Origin of the sequence: Apilactobacillus sp., assembly GCF_025290035.1 — a bacterium.
Classification (GTDB): domain Bacteria; phylum Bacillota; class Bacilli; order Lactobacillales; family Lactobacillaceae; genus Apilactobacillus.
On record NZ_JAMBKT010000001.1, the window covers coordinates 165,609 to 178,854 of the forward strand.

Genomic DNA, 13,246 nt, shown 5'->3' on the forward strand with positions numbered 1-13,246 from the left:
TTTTATTTTATACAGCAACTGGTGCTTTAATAGGATCGTGATGCTTATAATCGATTACTTTAATATCTTCCATATCGTAATCAAAAATACTGCTTTTATCAGGATTTAACCAAAGTTTTGGTGCTTCATATGGTTCTCTTTGTAATTGTTCTTCAATTTGATTTACATGATTAGAATAAATATGAGCATCCCCTAAAGTATGAATAAATTCACCCGGTTCTAGTCCACATTCCTTAGCGATTAATGATGTTAATAATGCATAACTAGCAATATTAAATGGAACACCCAAGAAGATATCACCTGAACGTTGGTACAATTGACAGCTCAACTTACCATCGGTTACATAGAATTGGAACATTGTATGACAAGGTGGTAGAGCAACAAATGGAATATCTTCTGGATTCCATGCTGAGACAATCAATCTTCTTGAATCTGGATTACGTTTAATTTCATCGATTACATTTTGGATTTGATCAATAGTATCTCCAGTAGTGGTCTTCCACTTACGCCATTGACTACCATAAACCAATCCTAAATCACCATATTTCTTAGCGAAATCATCATCTTCAACTATTCTTTGACAAAACTTCTTTTTTTCATCTAAATATACTTTCTTAAACTCATCATCTTCTTCAGCTCTTAGTCCAAAATCTGTCATGTCAGGACCATCATATTCATCAGATTCAACCCAGTTCTTGAATGCCCATTCATCCCAAATGTGGTTTTTGTGTTTTAGTAAGAATTGAATATTTGTATCTCCTCTTAAAAACCATAGTAATTCACTTTTAATAAGACCAAATGGTACTTTCTTGGTAGTTAAAAGTGGGAATCCCTTGGATAAATCAAAACGCATTTGGTATCCAAAGGTACTAATTGTACCTGTTCCGGTTCTATCTTCTTTACGATGACCATTTTTTAATACATCACTAGCTAATTTTAAATATGCATCCTCTAACATAACGTTCCCCTATTCTACGTATTCACTTAGGTATTCCCATCTAGCGATCTTTTCATCAGATTGACGAGTTAATTCATCAATTTGAACTTGTGTATCTGCTAATTTATCGTAATCATTACCTAAGTGCGTCATTTCTTCTTTTAATGTGCTAATTTGACTATCTAATTCGTCAATTTCTTTTTCTAAATCATTATACTCAATTTCTTCAGCATAAGTTAGTTTCTTCTTCGTCTTTTCATCCGAAGTATCATTTTGTTGTTTCTTTTCAGTTATATGTTGTTCATGATTTTTCTTTTTCTCAACTTTTTGGTTATCCGCAGACTTTCTTAAGTAATCCGTAAATAATCCAACATAACTTTCAATTTGGCCATCACCATTAAAAATAAGCAATCGACTTGCCACTTTATCCAAGAAATATCGGTCATGTGAAACCGTTATTACCGTTCCACTAAAGTGAGAGATATAATCTTCTAGCACGGTCAAAGTAGATATGTCCAAATCATTAGTTGGTTCATCCAACAATAATACATTAGGTTGTTGCATTAACAATTTAAGTAGGTACAGTCTTCTTTTTTCCCCACCAGATAGCTTTCTAATTAATGTTCCATGCATAAATTTAGGGAACAGGAATTGTTCCAATAAATCTGTAACACTAATCTTATTACCGGTATTATCAGTAACATGTTCACCAACATCTGTTAAGTAGTTAATAACACGTTTATCGTCTGGAATTGGCTCAGTTTGTTGGGTGTAGTAAGCCATCTTTACAGTTTCACCAATCTCAATGGTACCACTATCCAGTGGTAACTTATCGGCAATAACGTTTAATAATGATGATTTACCCGCACCATTTTCACCTGAAATACCAATTCTTTCATTTCTTTGGATTAATTCACTAAAATGACTCAAAATAATTTTATTATTTAAATTTAGACTAGCATCCTCGATTTCAATAACCTTTTTACCTAATCTTTGTTGACCTAGGTTAATATCAACATCTTCTTCAGTTTGAAGGTTACCAACATTTTCTTTTAAATCATTAAAACGATTAATTCGAGCTTGTTGTTTAGTAGTTCTAGCTTTGGCACCCTTTTTCATCCAAGCTAATTCTTGCTTATACAACTTTTGTTTCTTATGTTCTGCTGCAACTTCAAGATCAACTCTTTCGGCTTTTTGTGCTAAATAATCTTGATAATTACCTGTATATTCGAACAATTCTCCAAATGATAATTCCCAGATTTTATTTGCAATTTGATCTAAGAAATATCGATCATGCGTTACAAATAATAATGCACCTTTATACTTGGCTAAATATTCTTGTAGCCATTCGATGGAATCAAAATCCAAATGGTTGGTTGGTTCATCTAAAATTAACAAATCTGGAGATTGAATTAAAACTTGTGCTAATCCAACACGTCGTTTTTGACCACCAGATAACGTACTAACTACTTGATTTACATCATCAATTTTTAGTTGCGTTAAAATCGTTTTAACATCACTTTCCGCATTCCAAGCGTCATCCTCATTCATCTTAGCTTCAGCATCTAAATACTGTCTTTCGGCTTTTGGATCATCTGGATGATTAGAATAATTTTCCAATGTTTGTTCATAACGTCTGATTGTATTAAATACATCTTGGCTACCAGCAAAAACCGCTTCTAAAATTGTAAGTTCTTCATCCAATTTGGGTTGTTGTTTTAGGTATCCAATTGTATAAGTCTTAGAGGTTACGATGTTTCCGGTTGAATCAATATCTTCTTGTGATAACACATTCAATAATGATGATTTTCCGCTACCATTGGTACCAATTAATCCAATTCGATCTTGTTCATTAATTATGAAATCAAGGTCTTTAAATAACGTTTTTTCACCATATGTTTTAGTTAATGCTTCTGCACGTAGGGTTTGCATTTAATCACTCTCTCAAAAATTTTTAGCGGCTTCTATCAACGATTCCTTGTCATTATCTATCTCATTACATACCAGTGCTTTTTCTAGTTTGAACAAGATTTTACCCATTTCTGGACCTGGCTTAACTACGCCTGATTTTATCAAATCGCCACCGTTAATAGCCATTTCTTTCTTATCTTTAATATTAAGATGTTCATATTTGCTAATTAGATCTGATTCATTTTGTTCAAAACCATATAATTTAGCGATATGGTTGGCCTTTATCAACAAATCTTCTCCCGTTTGATACATTTCCCATTCATCTAATCGGTCTTGCTTAATATTATTAATAGCGTCAACACATTGTTGAGTATTTTTAATAATGTCATTAGATGCTTTCCATTTTTTTAGCATTGAGCTAATTTCGTTTCTATTCATTGCAAAATTAAATGCGATAAATGACCAAACTTCAATTTCATCCAATAATGTTAAATTATCAACTTTAGTAATCGCTTCTAATTGCTTTGGATAATTTCCAAATACTGGTACGTATTTATACATGTCTGTATTGAGCATGTCAGAAATTCCTTGCTTAGGTCGATTAGCCATCATCATTTTCACAAATTCAGTGTAAATTCTTTCGACTGCAATTTTATCTAATAAGTGACTGTTTTCTTTAATCGCGCTCATTGTTTTTTCTTCGATGTCGAAGTCCAATTTGCTGGCAAATCTAACGGCTCTCATCATTCTCAATGCATCTTCATTAAATCGTTCGTTAGGATTACCCACGGCTCTAATTAAGCGTTTTTGAATGTCTTCTAGTCCATCAAATAAATCAGTAACTTCACCATTTTCTCTCATGGCAAAAGCGTTAATTGTAAAATCACGACGTTTTAAGTCTTCGTCTAAGGATCTCACAAATTCTACTTTATCAGGTCTTCGATAATCTTGATAGCCAGATTCAGTTCTGAATGTTGTAATCTCATAACCTTTTTTATTGTATAAAACCATCACTGTTCCGTGTTCTATTCCAGTATCAACGGTTTTCTTGAATATTTGCTTAATTTCTTGTGGATAAGCACTTGAGGCAATATCAACGTCATGAATTGGTAACCCTAAAATAGTGTCACGCACGCTACCGCCAACGAAATAAGCTTGGTAGCCACCTTCTTCAATTTGTTGCATTACAGGACGCGCTTTTTCAAATTCGTTCGGTAATTTTTCGATTTTCATTTTTATACCTACTCTCAATACAATCTATATTAAATATTAACAGATTAATCCCTCAATTTACAGATTGAAGTTTAACAGTTTTAGTGCTGTAATATATTCATATAAGAAGGAGTGATTTTAACTTGTCAGCTAAAAATAATTACCCTTATCAAGATAGTTTTACAAAGCATTTATCATCTAAAGATTTATCTGAAGTTACAATTGATGAATATAACAAAATATTAACCGAATTATTTAATTATTTATCTGAGTTTAATAAAGGATATCAATCAGATCATCGTGTTGAAAATCTATTCAACCGAGATATTGAGGAATATTTAAATATGCTATTAAATAATCGCCAAATTAGTAATTCGACCTATAACAAAATTTTATCGCACATCAACGTCTACTTTAATTACCTTTTCACACATAATTTGAACTCCAATTTACCTACAATTGAATTAAAAGGCTTAAAAAAGACATCTAAGGAAGATGTCAATGTTAAATGGATAAATGAACTAGACTCTATTTTAAAGAACAATAACGTTCATTTTTATGCCCGTATGACAATGTTGTTAACTAGCAAGGGATATAAATCCGAAGAGTTTCTTCAAACAGGATTTTATAAACAACTAGACTCTATTAATTTCACTGAAAATGAATTAATTTTCAAAACATCGTTCGATGAATTTATTAAGCCCATCCAAGAAAAGCAACGTTCTTCTGATATTTTTTTGAAACAAAGATTATCTAAGCAACCCAACATTACAATTCAAGGGCTTCATAAATACCTTAAACCGAGTGAAGATGTTTTAAACATGTCACTTAATCCTTCCACCTTATTTCAATCCTATATTGTTTTTTACATTCAAAAAAATCCAAACCTAAATGATATAGACTTATCTACACATTTAAATTTGGATTTATCCTCAATCAATTATTATAAACAATTAGCAGCTAAATTAATCTAAATACTCTTCTAACATAAATGCAGCCTCTTCATCATTAGGTTGCATTTTTACATATCTGCTCAATAATTCGTATGAATTATCCTTATCACCATATTCCCTAAAGAATAATGCAGCTTCCTTTAAAAAGTCGGCATTATCTTCAAAATATGGTTTAGCAGCTAAATAATTTTTATGCGCTAATTTTAAATTGTCTAACTTATCATATGAAATTGCTAAATTCCAATAAAATTGTGGATCGAGTTCATGATTTTCAATATAAGTATTTAATAACTTTACATTTTCCTCAAAGTCTTCTCTAAATACAAATAAGTTAGATAATTCCAATACGATTTCAATATCATCTGGATCAATCTTATTACCTTCTTGAAGGTATTTTAGTGCGTCATCAGTTTCAGATAATTTAAGCGCTGCTCTAGCTGTAGATAAATACAATTTTTCATTATATTGATCAACACTCAAACCTTCTTGAAGTACTTTATAAGCATCTTCAATTTTATTAGTTGCTTCGAGTGCTTGACCCAAGTATGGATATAAGGTCGCGTACTGTGGATCGCTATCACGTAATTCTTTAAAGATATCAATTGCTTGATCGTATTCTTTCAACTGAAGGTACGTAAATGCAGTTTCAAACTTAACATCGGATGACATATCAACTGTCTTAATTTGCTTTAAATAACCAATTGCATTTTCAAAATTACTGTCATTAGCGTATGAAATTCCAACTCGTTCAACCAGATTAACTGCGGATAAGTTCATAATTCCTTTTTTAATTAAAGTTAAATATTGAGGAATTGCTTTATTGTATTCCCCCATCGTATAGAACAATTCAGCCAATGCAAATGTAATTACATCTTCATCTGGCTCTATTTTTTGGGCTTCTAATAGCTTTTCTCTACTGACCTCAAATAATTCTTGAGTTTGGTAAAGATCAGCTTGCACCATTAAAGATTGAAGATATGCAGGTGAATCTTTGCCAATCTTACTTAATTGTTCAAGTGCTTCATCTGTATTACCTTCACTGATTAAAATATCAGCAATGTCTGTTCTTAATTCGTCTTCATCGGGGAATTTTTTTAATAACTTTTCATATAATTCTTTAGCTTGGTTGGTGAAACCATAAGAATATAACTCCTCTGCGAGTGAATAAACCATTTCATCACTATCATGATGAAGTGCCAAATTATATTGCTTATTAAATTCTTCAATATTTCCGTCTTCCAGAAAATCTAATGCCTTCTGCGAATAACTCAAATTTATCACTCCTATGATTAAAATAAAAAGGCCGGTTCGACATTTGTCGGACCAGCCTAATTATAAAGCAAGCTGTTATTATTTAACAGCATCCTTTAAAGCCTTACCTGGTTTGAAAGCAGGTACTTTACTTGCAGGAATTTGAATTTCTGCACCAGTTTGAGGGTTACGACCCTTACGAGCAGCACGTTCACGTACTTCGAAGTTACCGAAGCCGATTAATTGTACCTTTTCGCCCTTAGCTAAACTACCTTGGATTGATTCAAAAACAGCATCAACTGCTGAAGTTGCATCCTTCTTAGTCAAACCAGTTTTAGTAGCTACGTCGCTTACTAATTCTGCCTTATTAGCCATGTGTTTCACCTCCCACAATGTTCGGAAAACAATAATGCTTTTCGACTTATGTAATCACAACAAATTAATGTCATTACATTTATTCAAGATATCACATAAACGCCTACAATTCAACGATTTTATTATTTTTTTCACATAATTTATAAAAAAGTTAGAATTAATAGTTACTGTCTACTTGCGCTTTCTAGAAATTATTTTAATAGGGGTCCCAGAGAAATCAAAATGTTCTCTAATTTGATTTTCAATATATCTTCTATATGAGAAATGCATTAAATCTTCATCATTTACAAAGATCACCAAAGTAGGTGGTTCACTCTTCACTTGAGTTGCGTAGTAAATTCTTAACTTACGACCATTAATACTTGGAGTTGGTGTCATTGCAATTGCATCCATCAAGACATCGTTAAGCATAGATGAAGAAATTCGCTTAGCATGGTTATCATAAACACGTTTAATCAATTCTGGAATTTGATTTAATCTTTGCTTGGTAAGTGCCGAAACGAATAGGATTGGTGCATATGAAAGGTATTGGAATTGACTTCTTATCCCAGCTTCAAATTCTTGTTGAGTTTTGCTGGTCTTTTTAAGTGTATCCCATTTATTAACAATGATAATGATTCCCTTACCACCTTCATGGGCATATCCGGCAATTCTCTTATCTTGTTCTCGAATACCTTCTTCAGCATTCAAAACAATTAGCGCTACATCACTGTTATCAATTGCTTTCATTGCTCTTAATACTGAGTAGCGTTCGGTATTTTCATACACTTTACCACGTTTTCTTAAACCAGCAGTATCAACCATTGTGAATTCTTGGCCATCTTGTTCGAATTCAGTATTAATGGCATCTCGAGTGGTTCCAGCAACGTTAGAAACGATAACTCTTTCTTCACCCAAAATAGCATTAACTAATGATGATTTTCCAACATTTGGTCGACCAATCAAACTAAAACGAATTTTATCGTCATTTTCTTCTTCTGTTTCTTCTTTAAAGTGTTTGATAACTTCATCTAATAAATCACCTAGACCTAATCCATGGGCCCCAGAGATTGGATATGGGTCGCCAAAACCTAATGAATAAAAGTCGTAGATGCTTGATCTACTTTCGAAATTATCAACTTTATTAACAGCTAATACGATTGGTTTGTTAGTTCTGTATAAAATTCTAGCAATGTTATCATCAGCGTTGGTAATTCCTTCTTTACCATTAACCATAAAGATAATTACATCAGCTTCTTCAATTGCTATTTCAGCTTGCGCGGTAATTTGTTTAACAAAAGGTTGATCACCGATTTCAATACCACCTGTATCAATCATACTAAACTCGTGACCTAACCATTCACCGTGAGAATAAATTCTATCACGGGTTACTCCTGGAGTATCTTCTACAATCGAAATTCTCTCACCGGCAATTCGGTTAAAAATTGTTGATTTTCCAACATTTGGTCTTCCAACAATTGCAACTGTAGGTAAACCCATTAGCATTCACCCTTTCCTTACTTCATTAAAAAAATATCCTTCACCAAAAATGAAGGATATTTTTAAAGATTGAAAATATTATTGATTATCTTCGTCTAATCCTTTACCAACAATGTCACCTAAAGTGAATCCATTTTCTTCTTCAGGAGCATTTTCAGTAGCATTATCAGTAGCTTCGACTTGTTCGTTTGAACCTTGTGCATTTTCTGGTTCTGGTTCAAGAGCTCTTAATGATAAAGCTAAACGATGTTCACTAGGGTTAACATCTAATACTTTAGCATCAACAGTTTCACCAACTTTAAGTACGTCTGATGGCGCATTAACATGCTTGTGTGAAATTTGTGAAATGTGAATTAATCCTTCGACACCAGGAATTACTTCAGCAAAGGCACCAAAATCAACGATTCTCTTAATAGTTACCTTAACAGTACTACCTTGAGGTGCTTTTTCTTCAATTTCATCCCATGGTTGAGCTTGAGTTTGTTTGATTGAAAGTGAGATTCTGCCACGTTCTTCGTCCATAGCAATAACCTTAACTTTTACATCTTGACCGTTTTCAAGAACATCAGCAGGTTTGTTTACACGATCGTATGAAATTTCTGATACGTGAACTAGTCCATCAATTCCGCCTAGATCAACAAATGCACCAAAATCAGTCATACGTGCAACTTTACCTTCAACAACGTCACCAACGTTTAATTTACCCATAACTTCACTACGTGCTGCTTCTTGGTTCTTAGCAACGACATCACTATGTGATAGAACTAAACGATTCTTTTCAGGTACGATTTCAACAATTTTACATTCGAATTCTTGACCGTTATATTGACTTAGGTTTCTAACAAAATGGTTAGTAATCATTGATGCAGGGATAAATCCGCGTACACCAGCATTTACTACTAAACCACCACGAACTGCGTTTTGTACAGTAACGTTAATTGTTTCATTGTTTTCAGCTTTAGCTTTTAATTCATCCCAAACCTTACGTTCTTCTAAACGACGGATTGATAGAAGGAAGCTTCCGCCTTCTTTATCGTCACCAATACGTGAGATAACAACAAATTTACCTTTGTCTCCAACTTTAAATTTGCTTTCTACATCTTCAACAGGTTGAGATGATAGTTCACGACGAGGAACAACCCCTTCAACCCCAGCATTATCGATACCAATAATTAATTGATGATCCTTATCAAAGGCTAAAATTTCACCTTCAACAACATCGTTGATATTAACTTGGTCCACGCTATCCAAGGCTTCTAATAAATCTTTGTTTGTTTGTTCATCTGATTCACTCATGTGATATTCCTCCTTGAGACTACTATAATTATTATTTTAGACTATGTTATTAATAAAATCTAGTTTATTGACTAATTTATAGTGATAGTTTTTTATTAATTTCATCAGAGATGGCATCAACTACTTGATCAATTGACATTGATGTTGTATCAATTTCAATAGCGTCAGCAGCTTTAGTTAATGGTGATACCTCTCTATGCGAGTCTTTGTAGTCTCTTTCTTCGATTTCTTTCTTCAATTGTTCTAGTGGAACATGAATACCTTTTTCTTCGTTATCTTTGAAACGACGATCAGCTCTTTCTTCCACACTAGCAATTAAGAAGATTTTTACTTCTGCATTTGGTAACACTGTTGTTCCGATATCTCTACCGTCCATAACAATACCACCTTTAGCAGCAATTTCTTGTTGTCTTTCAACTAATTCAGCTCTTACTGCTCCTAAACTAGCAACAGTGGAAACGTTATTAGTAACATCTTCTTGTCGAATATCATTAGTTACCTCATTACCATCTAAGAAAACTTTTTGTTGTTTTTCACCTGGTTCAAAGGTAATTTCTGTATCATTCAACATTTTTAAAATAACTTGTTCATCATCTAAAGGTAAATTGTTTCTAATTGCCTTTAGAGTTGTTGATCTATACATTGCACCAGTATCGCAATAAATATATGAAAATCTTGTTGCGACTAACTTGGCAACTGTACTTTTTCCAGCAGATGCTGGTCCATCGATTGCTACTTGTAACTTACTATTATCCATAAAATTTAACACCACTTAATTATCTTACTCTGATTTTTTGGTTGGCAACCACTTTGTTAGCATCAGTGATACCGTTTAGTTTCATTAGTTGTTGAACTGAAATGTTATAACGTTTAGAAACTTGATATAAGTCTGTCATTCCATTTTGACCAATTACAACATAACTATTATTAGTTGTAGCAGCTTGTGATTGACTAGTTGTGCTTGCTGAACTACTTTGCATGCTAGCTGATGAGCTACTGTTACTACTTGCATCGCTACTCATTGAACTGCTCATTGATGAACTACTCATTGAGCTTGAAGATGACATTGAGCTTGATTCTTCTTTTTCTTTCTTCATCTTATGACTACTTGAAGAAACACTTGTGGATGTTGATGTAGAATCAGTTGTACTATCGTTACTTGGGCTACTAATCATACCAAATACTAATGCACTTAATCCAATTACTACAAGAATTGTAATTAAAACGATTGCAATGGTTTTGTGACCACGATGCTTTCTTCTAGCTTCTACTCTTGAATATGAATTGTTATCGTCGTTATTATTCAAAATAATGACCTCCTATTTATTTCTTATGTCTTAATTATACATGAATTTAACTAATTAGAAAAAAGAGATTGTATAATATTCTGCCATTTTTCTCTTTTCTGATTAGTTTCCATATCTTTATTAATGGAAATCAAATCCATATGGTCTAATTTTAATTCCGTCTGCATTCCATTACAACATTGATTATCATGATTATTGAAATTTTCGTTAAAATGATGCAATAATTTCTCTCTATAACAGCCATTTGAATGAACATATTCTACGATGTCGTTTAAGGATGTAATAAGTTCATTTTTTCTGCTAAAGAAAATGAACTTGGTTTCTTCTAAGTCATATCCCTTTTCAAAATAGTAGCGAACTAACTCTCCTTTTTCATCCAAACTAGCTTTTAATAGTTTTTCACTATTATGGTAAAAGAAATCAATCATATCTTCTGTCGGAATAGCTTCATCAATAAATCGATATTGTAGTACTTCATCTTTTTCTCGATAAAGAATATAAGATATGCTTTGTTGACCATCCCTACCTGCTCTTCCCATTTCCTGGACATAAGATTCTAGGTTTGATGGCATATGATAATGAATAACAAATCTAATATTATCTTTATCAATTCCCATGCCAAAGGCACTTGTGGCGCAAATTACATCAATTTTATCATTGATGAACTGATGTTGAATTTTATATCTACTATCATTATCTATATCAGCATGATATGCCTCCACAGATAAATTAGTTTGCTCATTCAACCATCTACAAACTGAATTGGCTACTTTTTTACTAGAGAAATATATAATTCCTGGTTTTTTAACTTTATTAACTAGAGATAATAAGCGTTCATTTTTTTCATTTTGATCATCAATAATTTCAACATCTAATGCAATATTTGGCCTATTGGCAGAATATTTAATCACGTTTAAATTCACAATTCCGATTTTATTCTTTATATCGTCAATAACTTCATTCGATGCCGTGGCTGTTAATAATAGCGTTAGAGGTGAATCTAAAAATGATATGATTCTTTTCAAATTTAGATATTCCGGTCTAAAATCTGGTCCCCATTGATTAATACAATGCGCTTCATCGACAACAAATAAACCAATGTTTATCTTTTTTAAATTAGCCAAAATTTCATCATTTGATAACATTTCTGGAGATACATAAATATATTTATAATTTGCTAAATTTTGAGTGATTTTTTTCTTTTCATACCAATTCAAACTAGAATTTAAGGCGATTGTTCTCTTTTCTCCTAAAAATCGCATTCTATCAACTTGATCTTGCATCAAAGATATTAACGGAGAAACAATTATCACTGTACCTTCACTGAACTTTCCCATGTATTGGTATATCAGCGTCTTTCCGGTTCCTGTCGGTAATACCGCTAGAGTGTCTTCTTTTTGAATCAGCGCTTTAATCACATCTAATTGTCCGGTTCTAAAAGAATCATAACCAAACCATTTCTTTAAATTGCTTTTTAAACTAATATCATCAATCATTTGGCTTACTCCTCATAATTTGATAGATTCTGAATTCAAAAAAAGAAAACTCTTGATTGCTAATATTTTCATTATATTGCCAATCATCAATATTATTAGCTTGATAATATTGATCTAAAACATTTTCTTTTTCTTCACTAATAATCATTTTATATGGAAATTCTTTTTTGGGCATCCAAATTGCACATTCTAACAGATGCTCTCTAATAGTAGAATTTCTTAATTTATTATTTTCGGCAATTTCTCGAATGGTTTTACCATGTTTAAATTCATTATATGTTTTTAATGCATGTTTATTAGTACGCAGAACTTTTATATCAACTAATAATTCTTTTAATAGGTCATCATCATCATTTTCGATATATTCAATCAAATCGACTAATAAATCATATTGAAAGAAATATTCTTCCAAAGCGCTGAGGTTCATCTCATTGGCTATCTGTTGATTGGTCATCCCATATCGCTGATATCCGACAAACATATGCGCAAATATGTTAGCGCGATTTTCATCGATTGAGGCCAGATAATTAGTTAAGTATTCTTTCATTCGATCTGGCAATGCATTTTTATGTGTTTTAAACCATTTTTTTACTAATGATGCACTTTTGAAATCTGTTGTTACAGGATAATAATTGCTATTTTTATAACTGTATTCAGAAGCTACTTGAATTGCTAATAATAACCTTGATTTGAAAGCTATGACATCATAATCATAATAGTTCAATTTTGTCTTTAATATGTAAAAGGATTCTAAAATAGAATCCTTTTCTTTTTGACCTTTTGTAGTCAATATATATTTATATTCATCAACCTGTTCAACATAGCCCTTTTGTATCAGCTGATTTAATTGAGCAGGCATTTTATCTAAATTAAAGTTCTTTAAAATTGCTGAATATTCTAATAATCCGTATCTCATTCCCCAAAAAAGAGTAGAAACGGTTCTCTTCCCAACCAATAGATTTTGAATTAACTTTTGTCTTCTTGGTTGCTTATTTGATAGACACAATATTAAGAACTTTATATTCATTA

At 32.2% G+C, this 13,246-nt stretch carries 12 protein-coding genes; 1 reads left to right on the forward strand and 11 read right to left on the reverse strand.

What is annotated here, in order from left to right; genetic code table 11:
* Positions 1-7: 7 nt before the first annotated feature.
* Genes M3005_RS00860 through M3005_RS00870 form a run of 3 tightly spaced genes read right to left on the reverse strand, consistent with a single transcriptional unit; the run spans position 8 to position 4,081 of the window.
* Complete coding sequence (locus M3005_RS00860; protein WP_293792842.1) at positions 8-958, reverse strand: thymidylate synthase; 951 nt, start codon at positions 956-958, stop codon at positions 8-10.
* Between the two features lie 9 nt (positions 959-967).
* A complete protein-coding gene (locus M3005_RS00865) occupies positions 968-2,869 on the reverse strand; it encodes an ABC-F family ATP-binding cassette domain-containing protein (RefSeq protein WP_293792843.1) in 1,902 nt (633 codons plus the stop codon).
* 12 nt (positions 2,870-2,881) lie between these two features.
* Positions 2,882-4,081, reverse strand: coding sequence for a CCA tRNA nucleotidyltransferase (locus M3005_RS00870; RefSeq protein ID WP_293792844.1), 1,200 nt, complete (start codon positions 4,079-4,081; stop codon positions 2,882-2,884).
* Between the two features lie 122 nt (positions 4,082-4,203).
* On the opposite strand from M3005_RS00870, the gene M3005_RS00875 reads away from it, so the two are divergent.
* The gene (locus M3005_RS00875; RefSeq protein ID WP_293792846.1) at positions 4,204-5,034 is read left to right on the forward strand and encodes a phage integrase N-terminal SAM-like domain-containing protein; all 831 of its coding nucleotides are present in this window, start codon (positions 4,204-4,206) and stop codon (positions 5,032-5,034) included.
* On the opposite strand, the gene M3005_RS00880 is transcribed toward M3005_RS00875, so the two are convergent.
* The 8 genes from M3005_RS00880 to M3005_RS00915 all read right to left on the reverse strand — a co-directional run bounded on the left by M3005_RS00880 (position 5,026) and on the right by M3005_RS00915 (position 13,244).
* A complete protein-coding gene (locus M3005_RS00880; protein WP_293792848.1) occupies positions 5,026-6,285 on the reverse strand; it encodes a tetratricopeptide repeat protein in 1,260 nt (419 codons plus the stop codon). The genes M3005_RS00875 and M3005_RS00880 overlap by 9 nt on opposite strands.
* Positions 6,286-6,363: 78 nt before the next feature.
* Entirely contained in the window at positions 6,364-6,639 is a 276-nt protein-coding gene (locus M3005_RS00885) for an HU family DNA-binding protein (protein WP_053950088.1), read from the reverse strand.
* Positions 6,640-6,810: 171 nt separating this feature from the next.
* Complete coding sequence (der, locus tag M3005_RS00890; RefSeq protein WP_053950089.1) at positions 6,811-8,118, reverse strand: ribosome biogenesis GTPase Der; 1,308 nt, start codon at positions 8,116-8,118, stop codon at positions 6,811-6,813.
* Between the two features lie 78 nt (positions 8,119-8,196).
* Complete coding sequence (rpsA, locus tag M3005_RS00895; protein ID WP_293792850.1) at positions 8,197-9,414, reverse strand: 30S ribosomal protein S1; 1,218 nt, start codon at positions 9,412-9,414, stop codon at positions 8,197-8,199.
* Positions 9,415-9,490: 76 nt separating this feature from the next.
* The gene (gene cmk, locus M3005_RS00900) at positions 9,491-10,171 is read right to left on the reverse strand and encodes a (d)CMP kinase (protein ID WP_293792851.1); all 681 of its coding nucleotides are present in this window, start codon (positions 10,169-10,171) and stop codon (positions 9,491-9,493) included.
* Between the two features lie 19 nt (positions 10,172-10,190).
* Complete coding sequence (locus M3005_RS00905; RefSeq protein WP_293792852.1) at positions 10,191-10,721, reverse strand: LysM peptidoglycan-binding domain-containing protein; 531 nt, start codon at positions 10,719-10,721, stop codon at positions 10,191-10,193.
* 50 nt (positions 10,722-10,771) lie between these two features.
* A complete protein-coding gene (locus M3005_RS00910) occupies positions 10,772-12,217 on the reverse strand; it encodes a RecQ family ATP-dependent DNA helicase (RefSeq protein ID WP_293792854.1) in 1,446 nt (481 codons plus the stop codon).
* Positions 12,210-13,244, reverse strand: a complete 1,035-nt coding sequence (locus tag M3005_RS00915) for a helix-turn-helix domain-containing protein (protein WP_293792856.1) — start codon at positions 13,242-13,244, stop codon at positions 12,210-12,212. The genes M3005_RS00910 and M3005_RS00915 overlap by 8 nt, the downstream gene beginning before the upstream one ends.
* Positions 13,245-13,246: the final 2 nt, after the last annotated feature.